The following is a 23,957-nucleotide window of genomic DNA, read 5'->3' on the forward strand; positions in this document are numbered from 1 at the left end:
GCGCGCGGGCCGGGGGTCAAGAACGCCTGAGCGAGCTCCGGGCCTAGATTGCTAAAGGGACAGAGGCGGAAGTCCTGGAGCGGAGGGGGCCGCCCTAGTGGTTGTCGCGGGGGTTGCCGAAGCGATCGATGATCCGGTGATATTTGACAGCCGGCTCCAGCACTGCGCCGGTCCCGAGTTGGCCGACCGTGGCGCGTTGCATCTCCTGCCAGGGCGTCTGGGACGGCGGAACGGCGAAGCCTCCGGCGGCGTCGAGGGCGGCGCGGCGTTCGGCCAGCTCGGCGTCATCGATCAGGACATCGACCCGGCAGGTGTTGAGATCCACCCGGACGAGATCGCCGGTCCTCAGCAGCGCCAGATTGCCGCCGGCCGCCGCCTCGGGCGAGGCATTCAGGATCGAGGGGGAGCCGGAGGTGCCGGACTGACGGCCGTCGCCGATACAGGCCAGGGCGTGAACGCCCTCGCGGATCAGGTGGGCGGGCGGCCGCATGTTCACCACCTCGGCGGCGCCCGGATAGCCGAGCGGACCGGCGCCGCGCATGAACAGGATGCTCTTCTCGGTGATGCCGGTCGCCGGATCGTCGATGCGGTGGTGGTAGTCCTCGGGCCCGTCGAACACCACGGCGGGGCCTTCGAAGGCGTTGAGGTCGGCAGGGTTGGACAGGTAGCGCTCACGGAACTCGGCGGCGATGACGCTGGTCTTCATAATGGCGTTGTCGAACAGGTTGCCGCTGAGAACCAGGAAGCCGGCGTCCTCGACCAGTGGGGCCTCCATGGTGCGGATGACGTCCGGCAGCAGGATCTCGGCGCCCTTGCAGTTTTCGCCCATGGTCTTGCCGTTGACGGTCATGGCGCCTTCGCGGATCAGACCCTTGCTCATCAGCTGGGCGACCACGGCGGGCACGCCTCCGGCCTGATGGAAGTCCTCTCCGAGGTATTTGCCGGCGGGCTGGAGGTTGACCAGCAGGGGCACCGCATGCCCGTGGGTCTGCCAGTCCTCGATCGGCAGTTCGACGCCCGAATGGCGCGCTAGGGCTGTGATGTGGATCGGGGCGTTGGTGGAGCCGCCGATCGCCGAGTTGACCACGATGGCGTTGTGGAAGGCGTCGGCGGTCAGGATGTCGGACGGCTTCAGGTCTTCCCTCACCATGTCCACGATCCGCTTGCCGGTCCGGTAGGCGATTTGCGGCCGCTCGCGGTAAGGTGCCGGGATGGCGGCAGAGCCGGGCAGGGACATGCCCAGGGCCTCGGCCAGCGAGTTCATCGTCGTGGCCGTGCCCATGGTGTTGCAGTAGCCGACCGAGGGCGCCGAGGTGGCGACCAGGTTGATGAAGCCTTCGTAGTCCAGCTCTCCGGCGGCCATCATCTCGCGCGCCTTCCAGATGATGGTGCCCGAGCCGATTCGCTCGCCCTTGACCCAGCCGTTCAGCATCGGCCCGACCGATAGGGCGATCGCCGGGATGTCGACGGTCGCGGCGGCCATCAGGCAGGCGGGGGTGGTCTTGTCGCAGCCGATCGTCAGGACGACCCCGTCCAGCGGATAGCCGTAGAGCAGCTCGACCAAGCCCATGTAGGCGAGGTTGCGATCAAGGCCCGCCGTAGGTCGCTTGCCGGTCTCCTGGATCGGGTGAACAGGAAACTCGAGCGCGATGCCGCCCTGTTCGCGGATACCCTCGCGAACACGTTTGGCCAGTTCGATGTGGTGGCGGTTGCAGGGCGCGAGGTCGGACCCCGTCTGGGCGATGCCGATGATCGGCTTGGCGGAACGCAGCTCTTCCAGCGTCAGACCGTAGTTGAGGTAGCGCTCCAGATAGAGAGCGGTCATGTCTGGGTTCGCGGGGTTGTCGAACCAGGCGCGCGAGCGAAGGGGTTTGGTCATCAAGGGGTCTTTGTCTGCAATTACTCAGACAATTATCGAACCGGCCCTCTGACTGCAACAGGCTTGACGGCTTTCACCGAGGCGGCGCTTTCGGTCTGTTCCAGCGCATGGGCCACCAGGGCAGCCATCGTGGTTCGGGCGCCTTCGGGGTCGCCGGCGGCGATGGCTTCGAACACGGCCCAGTGCTCCGGCATCGGGTCGGGCGGCAGGCGACGCTTGCGCTGCTTGTAAAGGGTCGTCCAACGCACGCCGGCGCCGATGGTCGACGCCAGGCTGATCAGCGGCGGATTGCCCGTCGCGGTCAGGATGGCCTGGTGGAAGTCGCGATCGGCGGCCTGGCCTGCTTCGGTCTTGAGAGTCATCCGCTCCATGGTTTCAAGCGCAGTTCGCATCGTGGCGACGTCTTCATCCGACCGCCGCGCGGCCGCGAAGGCTGCGGCCGCGGGCTCCACGATCATCCGCAACTCGAACAGGCCGTTGACGATGGTCGGGCTGGGCTCTGAGGCGAAGAACCAGGACAGCACGTCGGAATCCAGCAGGTTCCAGCGGTCCATGGTCAGGACCCGCGTGCCGGTGCGGGGCTTGCTCTCCACCAACCCCTTGGCCGCCAGAATCCGGATCGCTTCGCGGTAGGCGCTGCGGGACACGGCAAGCTGTTCGCTGAGCTCGATCTCATTGCCCAGAATGTCACCGGGTTTGTGCGCCCCGGAAACGATCGCCACGCCCAGGTTTCTGGCTATGGCCCCGTGCAGGCGCTCGGAACCCGGCTTGGGATGGCGGCTGTTAGGTGGAGAGACGGGGCTAGCGGGCATCAGCGACCTGCGTGACAACGAGTCCCCGTCTATAACCGATGATCATCGTTGACGGTCCGCGAAAAACGAGCCTATCGTTTGGTAGCGCTATCATCGCTGGGTCAACCGGCGAGATGAGGGAGGACATTTCGATGAGCACGCCACACCAGAGAACGCTGACGCTTGGGCGTCGCACGGTTCTGGCCAGTTTTGTTTCAGTCTTGGCTCTCGCGTCGACACGCGGGGTGGCGTTCGCGCAGGACGGCGAAAAGCCGGGCCGGGATGCTGTCTACCGCGACGCCTCTCAGCCGGTTGAACGCCGGGTCGAGGACCTGTTGAGCCGGATGACCCTCGAGGAAAAGGTCGCCCAGATGATCGGCATCTGGGAAGGCAAGGGTGCGATCCAGAACGCCGCCGGCGACTTCAACGCCGAGCGCGCGTCTACCGCCTTCCCGCACGGGCTTGGCCAGATCTCCCGACCCCAGGACAAGCGCGGCGTCGATGCGACCCAGAACGGCGCTGCCGGGGCGGCGACCGATGCGGTCAACCGGACGGGACGCGAGACGGCCGAATACTGCAACGCGGCCCAGCGCTGGGCGGTCGAGAACACCCGGCTGGGTATCCCGATACTGCTGCATGAGGAGGCGCTGCACGGCTATGTGGCGCGCGGCGCGACGAGCTTCCCTCAGTCGATTGCCTTAGCCTCCACCTGGGATCCGGAGTTGGTCGAGCAATGCTTCTCGGTCGCCGCGCGCGAGATGCGAGCGCGTGGAGCTTTGCTGGCCTTGGCCCCGGTGGTCGATGTCGCGCGCGATCCGCGCTGGGGCCGTATCGAGGAAACCTATGGCGAGGACCCGCATCTGGTTGCCGAGATGGGCCTTGCCGCGATCCGCGGCTTCCAGGGCGAATACCTGCCCTTGGCGCCGGACAAGGTGTTCGTGACGCTGAAGCATATGACGGGTCACGGTCAGCCGGAGAACGGTACGAATGTCGGTCCGGCGAACATCTCCGAGCGAATTCTGCGGGAGAATTTCTTCCCGCCGTTCGAACGGGCGGTGACCGAGCTGCCGGTCATGGCGGTGATGGCCTCCTACAACGAGATCGACGGCCAGCCGTCCCACGCAAACCGCTGGCTGTTGCACGACGTGCTGCGCGGAGAGTGGGGCTATCGCGGCGCGGTGGTGTCCGACTATTTCGCCGTGCGCGAGCTGAACACCCGCCACAAGATGTTCCGGACCATCGAAGAGGCTGCGGCGCGGGCGTTGCACGCCGGCGTCGACATCGAGTTGCCCGACGGCGAGGGCTACATCAAATTCCCCGAAATGATCCGCGACGGCCGCATCGACATCGCCGATATCGACGCGGCGGTGCGCCGGCTGTTGACGATGAAGTTCCTGTCCGGAGCCTTCGAAAGCCCCTACGTCGATGCCCGCCGGGCTGACGCGCTAACGGCGACGCCGGACGCGGTCGCCCTGGCCCGCAAGTCGGCTCAGAAGGCTGTCGTCCTCCTGAAGAACGAGGGCGGCCTGCTGCCCCTCGACGCCTCAAAGATCCAGCGCATGGCGGTGCTGGGCACTCATGCGCGCGATACGCCCATCGGCGGTTACAGCGATGTCCCCGCCCATGTCGTCAGCGTGCTGGAAGGTCTTCAGGCTGCGGCGGAGGGCAGGTTCCAGGTCGACTATGCCGAGGCGGTACGCATCACCGAGAGCCGCTCGTGGAGCGCCGACGCCGTCGATCTGGTCTCAGCCGAGGTCAATGCACGGTTGATCGAAGAGGCTGTGGCCACCGCTCGCAACGCCGACACCATCGTCATGGTGCTGGGCGACAACGAGCAAACCAGTCGGGAGGCCTGGGCCGATGAGCACCTCGGCGACCGCGCCTCGCTGGATCTGATCGGTCAGCAAAACGATCTGGCGCGGGCGATCTTCGCCTTGAACAAGCCGACGGTCGTGATCCTTCTGAACGGCCGTCCTCTGTCGGCCAACTATCTGGCGGAGAACGCCGCCGCTCTGGTCGAGGGGTGGTATCTGGGGCAGGAGACCGGGCACGCGATCGCCGACGTGATCTTCGGCCGGGTCAATCCGGGCGGAAAGCTGCCGGTTTCCATCGCGCGCAACGTGGGTCAGCTGCCGATCTTCTACAACCACAAGCCGACGTCTCGGCGGGGCTATCTGTTCGACGAAACGAGCCCGCTCTATCCGTTCGGATACGGGCTGTCCTACACCACCTTCGACATCTCGGCGCCCCGTCTGGCCAAGGCGACGATCGGCCGATTCGAACATGTCCGGGTCGAAGTCGATGTCGCCAATACAGGCGACCGCGCGGGCGACGAGGTGGTGCAGCTGTACGTCCGCGACGACTTCGCCTCGATTACCCGGCCTGTGCTGGAACTGAAGCATTTCAAGCGGGTGACGCTCGAACCTGGCACGCGGGCGACGGTGTCGTTCGAGATCACGCCGCGCGACCTGTCGCTGTGGGACGAGGACATGCACCGTGTCGTCGAGCCGGGCACTTTCACGATCAGCGCCGGTCCGAACTCGGTCGATCTGAAAGCCGTGACCCTCACCGTTTCAGCCTGAGCAGATAGCACGATCAGCGCTTGACACCGGGGGCAGTTCTCCGATGATAGCGCTACCAAAATACGACCGGACCGACGAAGGCTCTGGCGGGGGAATATGACGGGCGTAACCGAACATCTGCCGGCCGACTGGCGCGACGCCCTCCTGCTTGGGAGGCTTCAACTCCCGGCCGGGCCGACGCCCGTACTCGTTCGCGAGGGCAGGGTGCTGGACATTTCCGGCTTCGCGGCGACGACGGCCGATGCCGTCGCGAAGCCCGGACTGGAGCAGGCGAGCGGGGTCGATCTCGGTCCGCTGGACGAGATGGATTTCGTCGTGTCGTGGGACGCCGGATCGGCCGGCGCCAGCCGTCTTCTCTCGCCGCTCGACCTGCAGTGCGTGAAGGCGTCGGGGGTGACCTTCGCGGTTTCGGCCGTGGAGCGGGTCATCGAGGAGCGAGCCCGGGGTGATGCGCAGCGGGCCCAGGACATCCGCTCTCAGTTGGCCGAACGCGTCGGCGCCGACTTGTCGGCGGTGCGGCCCGGGTCGGCCGAGGCGATGCGGCTGAAGGACATTCTGATCGCTGACGGTCTGTGGTCCCAGTACCTGGAAGTCGCCATCGGCAAGGACGCCGAGATCTTCACGAAAGCCCCTGTCCTGTCCTCGGTCGGGTGGGGTGACTGGGTCGGGGTGCGGGCCGACAGCCACTGGAACAACCCCGAGCCGGAAGTCGTCATTCTGTGCGCCGCCGACGGACGTCCGGCCGGGGCGACCCTGGGCAATGACGTCAATCTGCGCGACATCGAGGGACGCAGCGCCCTCTTGCTGGGCAAGGCGAAGGACAACAACGCCTCGGCGTCCCTGGGGCCGTTCGTTCGTCTCTTCGACGATGGCTTCACGATGGACGATATCCGCCGCGCCGAAATCTCGCTCGAAGTTCGGGGCGACGATGATTTCGTCATGACCGGATCGAGTTCTATGAGCCTGATCAGCCGCGATCCGCTGGAGCTGATCGGCCAGACCGTCGGCGCCGCCCACCAGTATCCGGACGGTTTCGCCCTCTATCTCGGCACCATGTTCGCCCCGATCCAGGATCGCGACGCGCCGGGTCAGGGCTTCACCCACCACATGGGCGACCGGGTTCGCGTCGCTTCGACGCGGCTGGGCATCCTGGAGAATACGGTCACGACCAGCGAACAGGCGCCGCCCTGGACCCTGGGGATATCGGGCCTGATGCGTAACCTGGCCGCTCGTGGCCTGCTTGGAGTATCCGCGTGAGCAAGGCCGTCTACCCCTCCCTGAAAGACAAGCTGGTCGTGATCACCGGAGGCGGATCGGGCATCGGCGCGGGTCTGACCGAAGGCTTCGCCCGTCAGGGCACCCGCGTGGTCTTCCTCGACGTAGCGGAGGAGGATTCGCGGGCTTTGGCGCAAAGTCTGGCGCACCTGTCGCCGGCGCCGCGGTTCATCCGGTGCGACCTCAAGGACATCGCCGGGCTGAAGGCGACGATCGAGACCATCATCGCCGACCATGGCCCAGTCGATGTCCTGTTGAACAATGCGGCCAACGACGACCGGCATACGCTGGCCGAGGTGACGCCGGAGTACTGGGACGACCGGATCGCGGTGAATCTCAGGCACCTGTATTTCGCCGCCCAGGCCGTGGCGCCGGGGATGGCGGCCGCCGGCAAGGGGGTGATCCTGAACCTCGGATCGATCAGCTGGCATCTCGGGCTGGCGGACCTGTCGCTCTATGAGACCGCCAAGGCGGGCATCGAGGGGATGACGCGGGCTCTGGCGCGCGACTTGGGTGCCGATGGCATCCGCGTCGCCTGTATCGTGCCCGGCAATGTCAAAACCGCCCGCCAGATGAAATGGTACACGCCAGAGGGCGAGGCCGAGATCGTCGCGGCGCAGGCGCTGAAGGGCCGGATCATGCCGGAGGACATCGCCGCCATGGCCCTGTTCCTGGCGTCCGACGACGCCCGTTTCGTGACGGGACATGAGTATTTCGTGGACGCCGGGTGGAGATAGCCCGACGATCGCAGTGACCGGGCCGAAAAGAGCCCACTGGGAGGATTGAGATCATGGCAGGACCCACAGGGGTCGACGGTCCCGACATCGTCGGACAGGACCGCGTCAACATCGGCTTCATCGCCGCCATCGTGGCCGTGGCCACCATCGGCGGCTTCATGTTCGGCTACGATTCCGGCGTGATCAACGGCACCCAGGACGGGCTGGAGAGTGCGTTCAACCTGTCGGCCCTGGGCACCGGGTTCAACGTCGGCGCCATCCTGCTGGGGTGCGCGTTCGGCGCCTTCGCGGCGGGGCGGCTGGCCGACATGATCGGTCGGCGGACGGTGATGCTGATCTCGGCGGTGCTGTTCATCATCAGCGCCATCTGGGCCGGGGCGGCGGACAGCTCCTTCCACTTCATCATCGCGCGTTTCATCGGCGGCCTGGGCGTCGGAGCGGCCAGCGTGCTGTCGCCGGTCTACATCTCCGAAGTGACGCCGGCCTCGATCCGAGGGCGCCTGTCCAGCGTGCAGCAGATCATGATCATCATCGGTCTGACCGGCGCCTTCCTGGCCAACTATCTGCTGGCCCAATGGGCCGGCGGATCGACCGCCGAGCTTTGGGGCGGACTGCCGGCCTGGCGCTGGATGTTCTGGCTGCAGGTTATCCCGGCCGGCATCTTCCTGCTGGCCTTGCTGACCATCCCGGAAAGCCCCCGCTATCTGGTGGTCAAGAACAAGGACGCCCAGGCTGAGGCCGTGCTGACCAAGCTGTTCGGACCCGGCGCCGCCGCGCGCAAGGTGGCTGAAATCCGCGCGTCGCTGAACGCCGAGCACAAGCCGCGCCTGTCGGACCTGATCGACAAGACCAAGGGCGGCGTGCGCCCGATCGTCTGGGCCGGCCTGATCCTGGCCGTGTTCCAGCAGCTCGTCGGCATCAACATCGTCTTCTACTACGGCGCGGTGCTGTGGCAGTCGGTGGGCTTCTCCGAGAACGATGCGCTGCAGATCAACATCCTGTCCGGAACGCTGTCGATCGTGGCCTGTCTCGCGGCCATCTCGGTGATCGACAAGATCGGACGCAAGCCCCTGCTGCTCATCGGATCCGCAGGGATGACGGTGACGCTGGCGACCATGGCCTGGTGTTTCTCGCAGTCGACGCTGATCGACGGTGCTCCACAACTGCCGGGCAATGTCGGGCTGATCGCCCTGGTCGCGGCCAACGCCTACGTGGTGTTCTTCAACTTCAGCTGGGGCCCGGTGATGTGGGTCATGCTGGGCGAGATGTTCCCCAACCAGATCCGGGGTTCCGCCCTGGCCGTGGCCGGCTTCGCCCAGTGGATTGCCAACTTCGGCATCTCAGTGAGCTTCCCGTCGATGGCGGTCGGGCTGGGCCTGCCGGTCACCTACGGCTTCTACGCGGCGAGCGCTCTGATCTCCTTCTTCCTCGTTCAGGCCTGGGTGAAGGAAACCCGCGGGCGCGAACTGGAAGACATGCAGGGCTGACCCTATTTAATAGTCCGACAAATGAAGGGGCGGCGCTCCCCCGCCGCCCCGTTTCCACGACAAGGCTGAACCCATGACCGACACCCTGGACCTGTCCCACTGGATCAATGGCGAGAAGGTAAGCGCCGATCGACCGGGCGAAAGCCACAACCCGTCCAACACCAACGAACTCGTCGCCCGCACGCCCAAGGGCGGCGCCGGAGAAGTCGACGAGGCGGTGGCCGCCGCCAAGGCAGCCTTCCCGGCCTGGTCCGAGGCCTCGCCCGAGGTGCGGTCCGACATCCTGGACCGCGCATCGAACATCCTGATGGACCGTCGCGAACAGGTCGGCCGGCTGCTCGCGCGCGAAGAGGGCAAGACCCTGCCTGAGGGCGTCGGCGAGACGGCCCGCGCCGCCCGCATTCTCAAGTATTTCGCCGGCGAGGCCCTGCGCGTCCACGGCCAGAACCTCATGTCGGTGCGGCCCGGCGTGGAGATTCAGACCTATCGCCAGGCGGTCGGCGTGTTCGGCCTGATCACGCCGTGGAACTTCCCCATCGCGATCCCGGCCTGGAAGATCGCGCCGGCCATCGCCTTCGGCAACACGGTCGTCATCAAGCCCGCCGGCCCGACACCTGCGACGGCCGAAGCCCTGATCGCCATCCTGCATGAGGCGGGCCTGCCCAAGGGCGTGGTCAACATGGTCATCGGTGACGGCGACGTGGGCCGGGCCATCGTCGCTCACCGTGATGTCGAAGGCATCAGTTTCACCGGCTCCCAGATGGTCGGTTCGGGCGTCGGCAAGGGTGCGATGGAGCGTCAGGCGCGGGTGCAGCTTGAGATGGGCGGCAAGAACCCCCTCATCGTCCTGGACGACGCCGATCTGGACCGCGCCGTGGCGATCGCGCTCGACGGCTCCTTCTTCGCCACCGGACAGCGCTGCACGGCCTCCAGCCGCCTGATCGTCCAGGACGGCATCCACGACCGCTTCGTCCAGGCTCTGGGTGAGAAGGTCCGGGCGCTGAAGGTCGGCGACGCCCTCGATCCGACGACCCAGATGGGTCCGGCCGTGTCCGAGAGCCAGATGGAGACCAGCTACAAATACATCGACATCGCGCGTTCGGCCGGAGGTCGGATCGTCACCGGCGGCGACCGTCTGAACCTCGACAATCCGGGCTGGTACGTCCAGCCGACCCTGATCGCCGACACGGATGCGACGTCTCAAATCAACAATGAAGAAGTCTTCGGGCCGGTCGCCTCGACCATCCGCGTCAAGGACTATGAGGAGGCCCTGGCCATTGCCAACGGGGTCGAGTTCGGACTTTCGGCGGGCATCGCCACCACCTCACTGAAATACGCCCGTGACTTCCAGCGCCGCGCCAGGGCCGGGATGGTGATGGTCAATCTGGCGACGGCCGGGGTCGACTATCATGTGCCGTTCGGCGGCTCGAAGAAGTCCAGCTATGGCGCCCGCGAACAGGGCTTCGCGGCGGCGGAGTTCTTCACCCAGCAGAAGACCGCCTACAGCTGGAGCTGACCGGATGACGGGCGAGCCGGAACTGGCCAAACCCACACTTGTTTGGGACATCCAGGCCGAGCTGGGGGAGGGGCCGGTGTGGTCGGCTCGCGAGCGCTGCGTCTGGTTTGTCGACATCAAGGGCCGGAAGCTCCATCGCTACGGCGTCGACGATGGGGCGAAAGCCTCGTGGGATACGCCGGATCAGACGGGGTTTGCCTTGCCGGCCGAGGACGGGTCGCTGGTCTGCGGCGTGCGGACCGGCCTCCACCGGTTCGACCCCGCGACGGGTGAGTTCACCTTCGTCACGGCGGTGGAGCCCGAGCGGCCTCAGAACCGGCTCAACGACGGCTTCGTCGCTCCGGACGGGAGCCTGTGGTTCGGGTCGATGGACGACAGCGAGGCGGGCGTTTCCGGCGCCCTCTATCGCTATAGTGACGGCGTCGTGACCCGGCACGACGACGGCTACAAGATCACCAACGGCCCGGCCCTCAGCCCCGACGGCAGCATCCTCTATCACAACGAGACGATCGACCAGGTGATCTACGCCTTCGATCACGCCGATGGCGTCCTGACCAACAAGCGGGTGTTCGCCCGAGTGACCGGAGGCCATCCCGACGGGCCGAGCGTGGACGCCGACGGCGTGGTCCACGTCGGGCTGTTCAACGGCGGCGGAGTGGCGCGATTCAGCCCTGCCGGCGCAGCGCTGGAGACGATCCGTCTGCCGGTCACGACCTGCACCAAGGCGGCGTTTGGAGGCGACGATCTGCGCGACCTCTATTGCACGACGGCCTGGCTGAACAACGCCGACAAGCGGGCCGAGCAGCCGACGCTAGGCGGCCTGTATCGGATTCGGGTGGACCGGCCGGGCCTTCCCCAGACCCTGTTCCGCTGGTGATCCGGCTCGCGGCCGGGGACTGGCGCGCGACGCTGAGACCCGGACTGGGCGGGGCGGTGACGACCCTGACGTGGCGCGGACGGGACGTGCTGAGGCCCGCACCGGACGAAACCGACGATCCCTTGCAGACCGCCTGTTTCCCGCTGGTCCCCTATGCCAACCGGATCGATCGCGGCCGGTTCGTGTTCGAGGGGCGTGAGGTCAGTCTGACGCCGAGGCCGGGCTTCGAACCGCATGCCCTGCATGGCGACGGCTGGCGGCGTCCGTGGAAGGTGGACGTCGAGGACGGTCGATCCGCGACCATGACACTGGAGCATCCTCGGGGCGACTGGCCGTGGCGCTGGTCGGCGCGCCAGCTCGTCCAGCTGGATGACGCGGGGCTGACGATCAGGCTGTCGATGACCAACACCGATGACGCGCCCGCGCCGGCGGGACTGGGGCTGCACCCCTACCTCCTCACCCGAGCCGGGGATCGCGTGAGGCTGGACGCGCCATCGGTCTGGATCGGACAGTCCCTCATTCCGGATCGCCTGGCCGCCGCTCGTGAGATCATCGACTGGCGGTCCGGCGTCGAGCGTGTGTCGGCGCCCTTCGTCGACAATGCCTACGAGGGATGGACTGGAATGGCCGAGGTGATGGGCGGCGAGTACGCCGTGAGTTTGACCAGCGGCGCGTCCCGGCTGCACGTCTACGCCCCGGTGGGCGACGACTTCATCTGCCTCGAGCCAATGACGCACAGGCCGAACGCGATCAATGCGCCTGTCGGTGATAGGTCGGGTCTGGTCGTCCTCGCCCCGGGCGAAACCCTGGGTCTGTCGATGCGGTTGACCGTTCACCCGGCGCAGTAGCGTGCGATGAAGGCGGCGTGCTCCGGCATGTCCGCGGTGACGTCGCGGATAACCCTGGCGATGGCGTCCATTCGCCGGTCGGTCAGGGGGCGATCCACCGTGTCGGCCAACGGCTCGTAGGCTTGAGGGACGACGCCTTGGCCGAGCAGGACAGAGATCCAGCTGGCCTCGGCGAACAGCTCGTCCTCATAGCGGAACAGACGCCCGGTCGCGCGGAACAGGTCAATCTTGCGCGCCAGAGTGTCGGGAATCGGCATGTCACGGACCTGACGCCAGAAGGGCGTGTCGTCGCGACGGGTCGCCTTGTAGTGCAGGATGATGAAGTCCCGGACCTGTTCGAACTGCTGCTGCGAGAGGCGGTTGTACTCGGCGATCAGCAGGGGGTCGAAGGTGTCGTCGGGGAACATCGTCATCAGCTTCGACACCCCCGACTGGATCAGGTGGATCGAGGTTGATTCCAGAGGCTCCAGGAAGCCGGACGCCAGGCCCAGGGAGACGCAGTTCTTGACCCACTGGGACTTCCGCCGCCCGGTGACGAAACGCAACGGCCGGGGTTCGACCAGAGGCGGGGCGTCGAGACCGGCCAGCAGTTCGGCGCGGGCGTCCTCGTCGGAGACATGAGTGCTGCAATAGACGTGGCCGTTGCCGGTGCGGTGCTGCAGCGGGATGCGCCAGCGCCAGCCCGCGCTGCCCGCCGTGGCGCGGGTGTAGGGCGTCAACGGACCGACATTCGGGGTCGGGACAGCCAAGGCGCGGTCGCAGGGCAGCCAGTGGGACCAGTCTTCGTATCCCGCGTGAAGCGCCTTTTCGATGATCAGCCCCTGGAAGCCCGAGCAGTCGATGAACAGATCGGCCTCGAGCCTACGGCCGTCCGTCAGGGTCACCGCCTCGACGAAACCGTCGTTGGACCTCAGCGCGACATCGACGATGCGGCCCTCATGTCGCACGACGCCCCTGTCCTCGGCATATCTGCGCAGATAGGCGGCGTAGAGCCCGGCATCGAAATGATAGGCGTATTTCAGCGTTTGCAACGCCGCCGGATCGTTCCGGCCCGGCTTCACGAAACGGTTCGCGCGGCCGGCGACGCTGCTGAGACTATAGTCCCAGAGCGAACCTGCATCGCCCTCGGCCCGGCGGCGCAGCCAATGCTGGTGGAACTGGACGCCGTCCATGTCGACGCCGAAGCCGCCGAAGGGGTGCATGTAGCGATCCCCCACCCGGTCCCAATCGACGAACTCGATGCCGAGTTTGAATGACGCCTGGGTCGCCCGCATGAAATCGGCCTCGTCGATGCCGAGCAGGCCGTTGAAGTTCAGGATCGGCGGGATGGTCGCCTCGCCCACGCCGACCGTGCCGATCTCTTCGGACTCGACGACGGAGATGCGCGTGACGCCGTTGCCGCTCAGCCGCGACAGGGCCGCCGCAGCCATCCAGCCGGCCGTGCCGCCGCCCACGATAAGCACGTTTCGAAGAGTGCGCGGGGAGGGTGAGGCGGCGCTTTGCATGGGCGAACTATACCGGTCCAAAAGTCAGACAAAAGAGCCAAATCCGCTCGCCTTATACGAGGGAGCAGGCTAGCGTCGACCAAGGATCGAGGGGATGTGCATGACCCGTTTTCGTCGCGTCGTAGTCAAGATTCTGGCGGCGTCCGCGCTCATCTTGGCCGCCCCCGTCATGGCGCAGCAGGCGCCGGCGGATTGGAGCGCCAGCTGGGCCTCGGCGCAGATGTTGTCGGAGGGCGAGGATGTCCTGGCGGGGCCGACGGATGACATCACTATTCGCCAGATCATCCGGCTCTCGTCGGGCGGCGAACAGCTGCGTATCCGGGTGTCGAACCGGTTCGGCCGCGAGCCGCTGAGGATCGCCGGCACCCGCGCGGCTCTGGCCGTCGCGCCGGGCCAGTCCATGATCGAGCCAGGCTCGGATCGGCCGGCGACCTTCGCTGGCGAGGCCGCGGTGTCGGTTCCTCCGGGTGCGGAGTATGTGTCGGATCCGATAGACCTGGCCGTGATGGCAGGAGACGACCTGGCCATCAGCCTGCATGTCGCGGACATGCCGGATGCGCAGACCGGGCACCCGGGCGCCCGGGCCACCGCCTTTGTCGCCTCTGGAGACCGGCTGTCCGCATCGGCGCTGGACGATGCGCGCAGGATCACCCGTTGGTACTTGATCGCGGCGGTCGATGTGCGGACGGAGGCGCCGGCGGTCATCGCCCTGATCGGCGACTCGATCACCGACGGCTATGGCGTTCCGCCGGACACCAACCAGCGCTGGTCGGACCTGTTTGCGGCACGGCTGCGATCCACGCCGGGCCTGGAGAATGCGGCGGTGCTCAACCTCGGCATAGGCGGCAACCGCATGCTGCTGGACGGGCTGGGGCCCAACGCCGCGGCGCGGTTCGATCGCGATGTGCTGGCCCAAACCGGCGTCACTCATGTCGTAGTCTTGGAAGGCGTCAACGACCTGGGCACCCTGACCCGCAACGCGCCGGCTACGGCCGAAGCTCATGCGGCGATCGTTCGGGACTTGACGCAATCCTATGCGCAGATCGTGGCCCGTGCGCGAGACAGAGGCGTGGTCGCCATCGGCGCGACCATCATGCCCTTCGCCGCTTCCGGCTATTACCATCCCGGGCCGGAGACCGAGGCAGACCGTCAGGCGGTCAATGCCTGGATTCGGACCCCGGGGAACTTCGACGCGGTCATCGATTTCGACGCTGCGAGCCGTGATCCCGATCATCCGGACCGGCTGAGATCCGATGTGGACAACGGCGACGGGTTGCACCCGTCCATGGCCGGCTATCGCGCCATGGCCGACGCCGTGCCCCTGAGTCTGTTCGAGCCGAGACCGTGATGCGGAAGGTGTGGCTCGCGGCCCTGACGGCGGCGACTCTATCCACGGCCAGTCAGGCGCAGGAGGTGGCGCTGACCTTCGACGACCTGCCCGCCCACAACGCCCTGCCGCCCGGCGAGACGCGTTTGGGGGTCATCGCAAGGCTGGTCGCCGCCCTCGCCGACGCGAAAGCCCCGGCCGTTGGCTTCATCAATGCGTCCGGTCTCGAAGACCACCCCGAGGATCGCGCCGTACTCGAAGTCTGGCGCGCAGCCGGTCATCCGCTGGGGAACCATGGCTGGTCCCACGCCAACCTGGACGTGATCGGCGCCAAGGCGTTCGAAGACGAACTCGTGCGGAACCAGCCTGTGCTGGAGGCCCTGGCGGGCGACACCGACTGGCATTGGTTCCGCTATCCCTTCCTGGCGGAGGGACAGGACCCGGAAGTCCGGCATGCCGCGCGGGAGGTCTTGCGACGGCATGGCTACAAGGTCGCCAGCGTGACCATGGACTTCAGCGACTGGGCCTTCAACGAACCCTATGCCCGTTGCCGGCAGATGGGCGACGCCGAAGGCGTGGCCCGGCTGGAAGACCTGTATCTGGCGTCGGCCGACGAGGCGCTCGCGTCGTCGCGCCGCCTGTCCGCCGAACTGTACGAACGCGACATTCCCTATGTGCTGCTGATGCACGTCGGCGCGTTCGACGCGCATATGCTGCCGCGCCTGCTGAGCCTGTATCAGTCCCGTGGCGTCCGGTTCTTGCCTCTGGACGAGGCGATGGCCGACCCCTTCTATGCCGCCGACCTAGCCGCCGCGGACACTCCGGCGCCTTTGACCCTGGAGAAGGCGGCGGTCGCGGTCGGCGTGTCCGCGCCGGAACGATCAGACATCCAGGTCGAACTGGCCGCCCTGTGCCGCTAGGCCGATCATGACGCCGTCCCCGCTTGCCATCGCCGGCTCCCGACGGGAGCGTATGGGCGAGGAAGGCGAGCCCCTGCTGATCCTCGACGAAGCGGTGGAAGCGCCCCGCGCCCTGATCGATATCGCCGCCCGGGACGCCGCCTTCGACGCGGCGACGGCGGGAGAGAATTTCTATCCAGGCCGGCTGGCGCCCGCGCCCCTGGATTATGTCGGAGGTCTGGTCCGCGCGCTGGACCCCTTGATCCGCGATGGGTTCGACCTGTCCGACGTCACCCTGGGGCGGGCCAGTTGCAACTTCGCCCTGGCGACGCTCCATCCGGACCGACTGACCTTGGCGCAGCGGATTCCGCACGTCGATACGGTCGATCCGCTCCAGTTCGCCATCCTGCACTATCTTTGTGAGCCGTCGCTGGGCGGCACGGCCTTCTATCGCCATCGCGCGACCGGCTTCGAGGCCCTGACGCCCGAACGACTGGACATCTATCAGACCATGCTCGACGCCGAGTTGGCGGCCTCACCGCCCCCAGCCGCCTATATCGAGGGTGACACCGGCCAGTTCGTTCGCACACGCCTGGTGGAGGCGGCCTTCAACCGGGTGATCGTCTATCGCAGCCGGACTTTGCACTCGGGCCACATCCCGAACCCGGCGGCCCTGTCCCGCGACCCCCGAAAGGGTCGTCTGACCGCGAACATCTTCCTGACCTATCGGCCGCTCGCCTAGGCCCTGCGCAGGCCCGCCATCAGAAACTCCCGGATGCGCCGCGCCAGGGAAGGGCTCATCGGCCCGAGCACGCCTCGGCTGGCGACGGGCAGGTGTGCGGCCGGATCGCCGTCGCCTTCGAAGACATAGTGGTCGAACAGATTGCGCCAGGCGTCGCGCTGCGCCGGTGGCAGATGACGAACGGTCATGACCGAATGAATCAGCGCCTCGAAGGGGGAGGGCGGAGTGCCGGCCGCGTTCCACCAGTAGTTCACCAAGAGATTCAACGGCGACAAGGCCTCGACCTGATGCCACCAGAGCGGTGGAATATAGAGCGCATCTCCCGGCTCCAGATCGGCGACGACGGCGTGAGCCATGGCCTCGGCGAAGCGGGGGAACCGTTCCAGATCCGGGTACTTCAGCGAGACCATGCTGACCGGTTGGCCCGCCAAGGTGAAATCCAACGGCCCCACATAGAGGTTCTTCAACTGATCGGGTGGAAACAGGGTAAACCGCCGTCGGCCCGCCGCGACGCAGGCGATGTTGTCCGACAGATCGTAGTGGGTCGAAACCGTCGTCGCATTGCCTAGCCACAGGCGCGGCATGACGCGCGGATCCACCAGGTCAAGAACGTGGGTCTTTCCGAACTCCGGCATGCAGTCGGCCGCCGCCGCGGCGCCGACATAGAGCGAGGCGGCATGCGGATCGTCGCGCATCGCCATCAGGCGATCGAGGGTGGCTCCGAGCGGTGCAGGGCTACGTTCGAAATTCGTGCCCGTGACCGTGTCATTGTAGAAGAACCTGCCGGCGATCTCAGGCTTGCCGGTGAAGGTGTCGAGCGGCCTCTCGCCCGCACCCTGTTTGAGCAGGGTTGCAAGCGCATCATCCCCTTGCTGCGCGGCCTGGACGACGGGCCAGTGGGCGACCTGGCCCTTGAACACGACGGGTTGATAGGCGGTGAGCGTCTCGCGTTCGAACGTCTCGCGATCAGTCGCTGGGTGGACGGTGATTTTTGCCGGTGTCGGCGGTGAGCTAGGCATCTGACCTTCATTAAAGAAAAAGGCCCCGACGGTCGAACCGTCGGGGCCGAAGGTGGACGTCAGGGGGTAGCCTAGAAGGTGGCGCGCACGATGAAGGTGAAGCGCCGGTCGTTGATGAACCACGACCGCCCCGTCGTCAGGAGGTCGTTGTTCAGCACCTGGGATGTGCGGGTGATCTCGTCGGTCAGGTTGACCGCCTGGACCCCGATCTTGATCTGATCGGTCAGCGAGTAGAATGCCGAGCCGTCGAGCTGTCCGGTTGCCTCGTTCATGATCGGCGCGAACGGGACGATGACGTCGCGGGGCGTGATCAGGAACTCGGAGCGCCAGGCGTAGGCCAGACGGATGGCCAGGGGACCGCGTTCGTAGAAGCCGGCCAGGTTGGCGGTGTGCTTCGACAGGTTTTGAAGCGGCAGCAGGCTGGTGTCGATGTTCGCCACCCGGCCTGCGGCCACGTCAGGATCGGTATTGGAGAGTGTGCTTTGCGGCACGCCCTCCGAGTCGATGAACGTGTAGTTGGCGTTGAACCCGAAGCCGGCGAAACGCTCCGGCAGGATGTCGTCGAGCGTGTGCTGCCAGGCCACCTCGAAGCCCTGGACCGTGGCGTCCTCTTCCGAGTTCACCGGCGTCGTCACCACGGCGTCGAACGTGGCGCCGTTGTTGGTGAAGGCCTGCCGCTGGGTGCCGTTGGTGATCACGTCGCTGAGCGTCTTGTAGAACAGCGAGAAGGTGAACGAGCCCGGGTTGCCGTAATACCATTCGAACGAGGCGTCGAAGCTGTCGGCCTGGATCGGCTTCAGATACGGATTGCCGACCGCGAACCGACCGGTCGGACGACCATCGACGATGTCGAGTTCGTTGCCCGACAGGTTCACGTTGAAGAAGTTCCGCGTGAGCCCGATGTCCGGCGGCGTGATGGCGCGAGAGTAGCCGAAGCGGAAGATTCGGCCGCCGTCGAACTCCGCCTTCAGGTTGAAGCTCGGCAGAAGGTATTCGAACGTCGTCTCGGCCGTACTCTCGGTGATGGCTCCGTTGGCGAAGGCCCGCGCCGCCGCACGGTCGGCCGGCGAGACCAACCGACAGAACGCGGTCGCAGTTTCGCCGGCCGGAACATTGGCGCACTGCTCCTCAGTGCTGAAGGCGACACGGGGGAAGGCGATATAGCCGCCGGCCTGACGGTCGGTCGTCGTGTAGCGCAGGCCGATGTTGCCGCTCAGTTTGACGCCGTTCTCCAACTCCCCGTTGTAGCGGAGCATGCCGTAGAAGGCGTCGCTCTGCTCATCCACCGGGTTGATCTCGTTCAGACGGTAGAGCGTACCGGGCACCACGTCGCAACGCATGGCCAGTGGCACCCAGTTCTGGGGACACCCATCCAGCAGACGGTCACGCCATTCGTCCCCGACCAGCAGGCCGAAGGCGGCGTAGGCATCGTAGTTTTGGACGATGTTCTGATTGTAGAATAGGCGCGGCTGGCTCCCGGTCGGTGCGGGGGTCTGGCCGCGGAAGAAGTTGTCGAATCCGAAGGGCTCGAACCGCGATCCGACGAGGGTCCCGGCCGTGCCGGGCAGGCCGGGGCCAGGCTCTTGCACGCCGTCGGCATAGTCGTTCAGCCAGACCGGTCCCCCGCCGCCCCACTGCTCGCTGACGACCCCCCAGTTGTAGGCCGAGAACCGCGTCGTCTGTTCGCGCTCGGCGCGGCGATAACCGAAGCGCACGGACTCAAGCCAGCTGTCCTCGTCGAACGTGTACTCGCCATCCAGCCGAACGGCCGTCAGCTCGCCTTCGGAATCTTCCGCGTGATCCATGTTGTTGCGGAAGAAGCTGTTGAAGGGATCGCTGAAGCTGGCGTTCGGCGTGTTGTAATAGCCGGAGCAATCGGCCGCGTCCGTGCGAGGCGTCGCACACTGGGTCACGACGCCATTCTCGGACGGCGGCAGGAAGTTGACGATCGGAACCTCGTCGCCGCGCAACTGGATCGACGCGTTCTGGTAGGTCGAGGCCCAGGTGGTGGCGTCGAGGTTCTCGACCGTGGATTCCACGCGTTGGATGTCGAAGTTGAACTTCAGCCGGTCGGTCGCCGTCCATTTGAAGTTGAAGCCGTAGTCTGTGGTGACGTTCTCCGAATAGACGTCGCGGCGCTGGTTATTGCTCTGAAGACCGAAGGCGGGGGTGCGATTGTCGCGACCCTCCAGCGAGTCGTCGCGCCAACCCGTCGGACCCGTGATGGTGCCGTTGGTGAACACGCCGTCATCGCCGAACTCGAACGTCGTCCCCAGGACCGGCCGTGAGTCGCCGTTGGAGGTGACGTTGTCGGTGGCGATCTCGACCGCGTGCTCGGTCCAGGCCTGGGTGGCCTCGGAGCGCAGGAACTGCGCCGTGGCGATCATCGTACGGTCAGGGCTGCGCCATTGGCCTGCGGCGGCGTAACCGGTGCGCTGGCGGTCGAAGTCCTGGGTGCGGAAAGAAGCGCCGCGCGGGAAGTAGATGGGGGTCGGGCCGAGGTCCGACCGCAGCGAGAAGTTGGAGATTTGCTGCCCGTCGCCGCGCGACTTCAACTGGGAATCGACGAAGTTGGCCAGAAGGCCGAAGTCGCCCCATTCGGTGTCCCAACGCTTGCTGCCCAGGATCGAATAGGTCGGCGTCGCTTCTTCAGCGAGGTCGCCATAGCTCACCTCCGCCGATGCGGACAACACATCGCCGGACTGGTCGAAAGGCACGCGGGTGCGCAGGTTGACCGTTCCGGCGATGCCGCCCTCGATCAGATCGGCGGACTGGTTCTTGAAGACGTCCACGCCGGCCAGGAGTTCAGCCGGCACGTCCGCGAAGCCCAATGCTCGTCCATTGTTGGCGGTGAAGGCGTCGCGACCGTTGAACTCGGACCGCACGAAGGTCAGGCCGCGAACGACGACGCCGCTGCCTTCGACCGAGAAGTGGTCGGGATCGACGCCGGCGGCGAAACGGTCGATCGAGACGCCGGGCACCCGTTGCAGGGCTTCCGTCACTGACCGGTCGGGCAGGGCGCCGATGTCCTGGGCGCTGATCGAATCGACGAACACCTCGGCGTTGCGCTTGATCGTCTGGGCGCTTTGCAGACTGCCCCGGATGCCGGTGACGACGACTTCGTCGACCTCGGTCGCTTCATCATCCTGAGCGGGGGCGGTCTGGGCCAACGCGGGAACGGCCGCCATGACCGACGCCAAAGCGATGGCGGAAACGCCATACCGGATGATGTCGAGCCGGCCTCGGCCTCCGGACGCAAGTGTGGCGGTGACGTGTCGCATATAGTTCCTCCCCAGGTGTTATTGTATAGCGCCTTGGTAACGCTACCATTACCCAAGACATACCCCAAGACATTGCGACCTTCAAGTGTCTGAGTAATGAGCATTGTGCGGCGATAAGTCTCTGATATTGCTGCGGCGCACCATTCGACTTCGTGCTTGCCAATCCGGCTCCCGGCATGATCAGTCTCGCAAGAGGTGGGAGCGCTAACAGCCATGACGGCGGGCATAAAAAGGATCGTTGTCGTCGGAGGCGGCACCGCAGGCTGGATGACGGCGGCGGCCTTGTCGACGTTGTTGAAGCGGCCGGACCTCAGCATCCGTCTGGTCGAATCCGAGGAGATCGGCACGGTCGGCGTGGGCGAGGCGACCATTCCGCACATCCGCAGCTTCAATCAGCGCCTGGGCCTGGACGAGGACGCCTTCATGGCGCGCACCCAGGCGACCTTCAAACTGGGGATCGAGTTCCGGGACTGGGCCCGTCTGGGGGATTCCTACGTCCACCCGTTCGGCGCCTATGGCCGCTCCATGGATCGGGTGGGTTTCCACCACCACTGGCTCAGATTGCGTCGCGCCGGACGGGCGGCGGACATCCATGACTATTCCCTGCCTATCGTCGCGGCGCGGATGGGGCGGTTCATGCGGCCTGAGACCGATCCGCGCTCCCTCAACTCCACCTTCTCCTATGCCTTTCAGTTCGACGCCGGCCTGTACGCCGCCTATCTGCGCGAGCACGCCGAAGCGCGCGGCGTCGTCCGCACCGAAGGCAAGGTGGCGCATGTCGAGCTCGACGCCGACAGCGGTCACATCCGGGCCGTGGTGCTCGAACGCGGCGAATGGCTGGAAGGCGACCTGTTCATCGATTGCTCCGGCTTTCGCGGCCTGTTGATCGAGGGCGCGCTCAAGGCCGGCTATGAAGACTGGACACAGTGGCTGCCCTGCGATCGAGCCGTGGCCGTGCCCTGCGACACCGTCGAACCCTCGACGCCCTACACCCGGGCGACGGCGCTTGAGGCCGGATGGTCGTGGCGGATCCCGCTGCAGCATCGGGTCGGCAACGGTTATGTCTATTCCAGCGGCTTTCTGTCGGACGACGCGGCGATCGAACGGGTGCTCGGGCGGCTGGAAGGTCCGGCGCGGGCCCAGCCCCGGCTGCTGCGGTTCACAACCGGGCGCCGCCGAAGCCAGTGGAAGCGGAACTGCGTCGCCATCGGCCTGTCGAGCGGGTTCCTGGAACCGCTGGAATCGACCAGCATCCATCTCATCCAGGCCGCCATCACCAACCTGGTCGAACTGTTCCCGGACGAGGGGTTCGATCCCGCCGACGCCGACGAGTTCAACCGCGTCATGGACCTGGAGTACGATCGCATCCGCGACTTCCTGGTGCTGCACTATAACGCCACCGAGCGGGACGACACGCCGTTCTGGGATCACTGCCGGACCATGGCCGTGCCAGACAGCCTCACCGAGAAGATGGCCCTGTTCAAGGAGAGGGGCGTGGTGGCGCGATACAGGGACGGGCTGTTCCTGGAGCCGAGCTGGCTGGCGGTCTATTTCGGGCAGAGGATCGAGCCGGACGCCTATGACCCGCTGAGCGACCGGGCGCCCGAGACGCCGTTGTCGGACGCAATGGAGGCCTTGCGTGTCGAGATCCAGCGAGCCGCCGCCGCCATGCCGTCGCATGACGCCTTCGTTCGGGCCTGCTGCTCTGCGAGCGCCCAGGCATGAGCGGGCCGAAGACTGTGCTGATCGTAGGCGGCGGATCGGCGGGATGGATGACGGCCGCGGCTCTGTCCCGCGCCTTCGGCTCCCGGCTGTCCGTGCGTGTGCTCGAAGATCCGGACCCGGTCGACGACTCCGGCGCGCTGGCCCCGTATGAAGCCACCCTGCCGTCGTTCACCGCGTTCAATGCGTCCCTGGGTCTGGACGAGGCCGCCCTGATGCCGGCGACGAACGCGACGTTCCGGCTGGGCACGGCGTTCGGGGGCTGGACCCGACGCGGCCAGGCTTACATCCATCCGTTCGGCGAGTTCGGCGGGACGATGGACGGGGTGGCTTTCCACCACCACTGGCTGAGGCTGAAGGCCGCCGGAAAGGCCGGGCCGCTCGAGGACTATTCCGTCGCCGCCGTCGCCGCGCGCAAGGGTCGATTCGGGCGGCCCTCGGACGATCTCCGATCGGTCGCCTCGACCATGTCCTACGGGCTTCACCTGGAGGTCGCCGCCTATGTCGCGGTGGTGAAGACGGCCGCGATCGCTCGCGGTGTAGATGTCGTCGCGGGCTCCCTCGCCCAGGTCGAGCGCCGATCCGAGGGAGAAGGATTGGACGCGGTCATCACCGATGACGGCCGCAGGTTCGAGGCCGATCTGTTCATCGACGCCACGGGCCAGGTCGGCAGTCTGATCACACCGCTCGGCGCCGACTGGGTCAGCTATGCGCGGTGGCTGCCCTGCGACCGGATTACCAGCGCGATGGCGGCGCGCCCAGTTGGGGCGGCGCTGACCGAGGCCAAGGCTACGCGCGCCGGATGGTTGTGGCGGGCGCCGCTTCGAACCGGGCTGGCGACATCGCGCATCTGGGCCAGCGCCTGGTCTCCCGGAACCGACCAAGGAACCGAGTTCGAGAACGGCCGCCGTTCGGCGACATGGGTCGGCAACTGCATCGCCATCGGCCTTTCTGCGGCGACACTCGAACCGCTTGAGGCCTCAGGCCTGCATCTGGTGCAGAGCGGGGTCTCCAAGTTGATCGGCCTGTTTCCGGCCGGGGCGGCAATGACCGCGAGCGCGACCGAATACAACCGCCTGATGGCGGCCGAGACCGATCGGCTGCGTGATCTGATGATCCTCCATTATCGCGCCAATGGTCGTATCGGCGAGCCGCTGTGGGATGCCGTGCGCGCCACGCCGCCGCCCGACGAACTGGCCCACAAGATCCGCATGTTCGCCGCTCGCGGTCGCGTCAGCCTGTACGACGAGGAGACCTTCGAGGACCCGAGCTGGATCGCCGTCTTCCTGGGCCAGGGGATCGTGCCGCAACGATACCATCCGCTCGCCGACCAGGTTCCGCTGGACGTGCTGCGGGAGCGGCTGGACCGGATGCGGGTGGTGATCGCCCGTGAGGCGGAGGCCATGCCGCTCCACGCCGATACTCTGCCCGTTCCGGCTCGCGCGCCTGAAGGACAAAGGACATCCTGAT

General features: G+C 66.4%; 17 protein-coding genes. 12 read left to right on the top strand and 5 right to left on the bottom strand.

Going from position 1 to position 23,957, the window contains the following annotated elements; translation table 11 throughout:
* Positions 1-94: 94 nt before the first annotated feature.
* A complete protein-coding gene (locus ACW171_RS01960) occupies positions 95-1,879 on the bottom strand; it encodes an IlvD/Edd family dehydratase (RefSeq protein WP_492095427.1) in 1,785 nt (594 codons plus the stop codon).
* Between the two features lie 32 nt (positions 1,880-1,911).
* Positions 1,912-2,691, bottom strand: coding sequence for a FadR/GntR family transcriptional regulator (locus ACW171_RS01965; protein ID WP_492095428.1), 780 nt, complete (start codon positions 2,689-2,691; stop codon positions 1,912-1,914).
* 131 nt (positions 2,692-2,822) lie between these two features.
* Between ACW171_RS01965 and ACW171_RS01970 the strand changes: the two genes are divergently transcribed.
* The 7 genes from ACW171_RS01970 to ACW171_RS02000 all read left to right on the top strand — a co-directional run bounded on the left by ACW171_RS01970 (position 2,823) and on the right by ACW171_RS02000 (position 11,992).
* Entirely contained in the window at positions 2,823-5,252 is a 2,430-nt protein-coding gene (locus tag ACW171_RS01970; RefSeq protein WP_492095429.1) for a glycoside hydrolase family 3 N-terminal domain-containing protein, read from the top strand.
* A 96-nt stretch (positions 5,253-5,348) separates the two neighbouring features.
* Complete coding sequence (locus ACW171_RS01975; RefSeq protein WP_492095430.1) at positions 5,349-6,509, top strand: fumarylacetoacetate hydrolase family protein; 1,161 nt, start codon at positions 5,349-5,351, stop codon at positions 6,507-6,509.
* Complete coding sequence (gene xylB / locus ACW171_RS01980) at positions 6,506-7,264, top strand: D-xylose 1-dehydrogenase (RefSeq protein WP_492095431.1); 759 nt, start codon at positions 6,506-6,508, stop codon at positions 7,262-7,264. The genes ACW171_RS01975 and xylB overlap by 4 nt, the downstream gene beginning before the upstream one ends.
* A gap of 53 nt (positions 7,265-7,317) precedes the next feature.
* A complete protein-coding gene (locus ACW171_RS01985) occupies positions 7,318-8,751 on the top strand; it encodes a sugar porter family MFS transporter (protein WP_492095432.1) in 1,434 nt (477 codons plus the stop codon).
* A gap of 73 nt (positions 8,752-8,824) precedes the next feature.
* Complete coding sequence (locus ACW171_RS01990; RefSeq protein ID WP_492095433.1) at positions 8,825-10,267, top strand: aldehyde dehydrogenase family protein; 1,443 nt, start codon at positions 8,825-8,827, stop codon at positions 10,265-10,267.
* 4 nt (positions 10,268-10,271) lie between these two features.
* Positions 10,272-11,144: an SMP-30/gluconolactonase/LRE family protein gene (locus tag ACW171_RS01995; RefSeq protein ID WP_492095434.1), complete on the top strand. Its 873-nt coding sequence runs from the start codon at positions 10,272-10,274 to the stop codon at positions 11,142-11,144.
* Positions 11,141-11,992: an aldose 1-epimerase gene (locus ACW171_RS02000; RefSeq protein ID WP_492095435.1), complete on the top strand. Its 852-nt coding sequence runs from the start codon at positions 11,141-11,143 to the stop codon at positions 11,990-11,992. Before ACW171_RS01995 ends, ACW171_RS02000 begins: the two co-directional genes overlap by 4 nt.
* On the opposite strand, the gene ACW171_RS02005 is transcribed toward ACW171_RS02000, so the two are convergent.
* Positions 11,977-13,497, bottom strand: a complete 1,521-nt coding sequence (locus ACW171_RS02005) for a tryptophan halogenase family protein (protein ID WP_492095436.1) — start codon at positions 13,495-13,497, stop codon at positions 11,977-11,979. The genes ACW171_RS02000 and ACW171_RS02005 overlap by 16 nt on opposite strands.
* A gap of 100 nt (positions 13,498-13,597) precedes the next feature.
* Between ACW171_RS02005 and ACW171_RS02010 the strand changes: the two genes are divergently transcribed.
* From ACW171_RS02010 to ACW171_RS02020, 3 genes are read left to right on the top strand one after another with little or no spacing between them, the layout of a single operon-like run.
* Complete coding sequence (locus ACW171_RS02010; RefSeq protein ID WP_492095437.1) at positions 13,598-14,845, top strand: SGNH/GDSL hydrolase family protein; 1,248 nt, start codon at positions 13,598-13,600, stop codon at positions 14,843-14,845.
* The gene (locus ACW171_RS02015) at positions 14,845-15,744 is read left to right on the top strand and encodes a polysaccharide deacetylase family protein (protein WP_492095438.1); all 900 of its coding nucleotides are present in this window, start codon (positions 14,845-14,847) and stop codon (positions 15,742-15,744) included. Before ACW171_RS02010 ends, ACW171_RS02015 begins: the two co-directional genes overlap by 1 nt.
* A 7-nt stretch (positions 15,745-15,751) precedes the next feature.
* Positions 15,752-16,465, top strand: coding sequence for a DUF6445 family protein (locus ACW171_RS02020; RefSeq protein WP_492095439.1), 714 nt, complete (start codon positions 15,752-15,754; stop codon positions 16,463-16,465).
* Here ACW171_RS02020 and ACW171_RS02025 read toward each other — a convergent pair.
* Positions 16,462-17,484 carry a cupin-like domain-containing protein gene (locus ACW171_RS02025; RefSeq protein WP_492095440.1) on the bottom strand — a complete coding sequence of 341 codons (1,023 nt, stop codon included), beginning with the start codon at positions 17,482-17,484 and terminating at the stop codon, positions 16,462-16,464. The two genes, ACW171_RS02020 and ACW171_RS02025, sit on opposite strands and share 4 nt — an antisense overlap.
* Before the next feature lie 71 nt (positions 17,485-17,555).
* Positions 17,556-20,765 carry a TonB-dependent receptor gene (locus ACW171_RS02030; RefSeq protein ID WP_492095441.1) on the bottom strand — a complete coding sequence of 1,070 codons (3,210 nt, stop codon included), beginning with the start codon at positions 20,763-20,765 and terminating at the stop codon, positions 17,556-17,558.
* A gap of 213 nt (positions 20,766-20,978) precedes the next feature.
* On the opposite strand from ACW171_RS02030, the gene ACW171_RS02035 reads away from it, so the two are divergent.
* Together ACW171_RS02035 and ACW171_RS02040 are read left to right on the top strand one after the other, a co-directional pair.
* Positions 20,979-22,490 carry a tryptophan halogenase family protein gene (locus tag ACW171_RS02035; protein ID WP_492095442.1) on the top strand — a complete coding sequence of 504 codons (1,512 nt, stop codon included), beginning with the start codon at positions 20,979-20,981 and terminating at the stop codon, positions 22,488-22,490.
* Positions 22,487-23,956, top strand: coding sequence for a tryptophan halogenase family protein (locus tag ACW171_RS02040; protein WP_492095443.1), 1,470 nt, complete (start codon positions 22,487-22,489; stop codon positions 23,954-23,956). Before ACW171_RS02035 ends, ACW171_RS02040 begins: the two co-directional genes overlap by 4 nt.
* Position 23,957: the final 1 nt, after the last annotated feature.

Source organism: Brevundimonas sp. FV1ye28, from assembly GCF_058681135.1.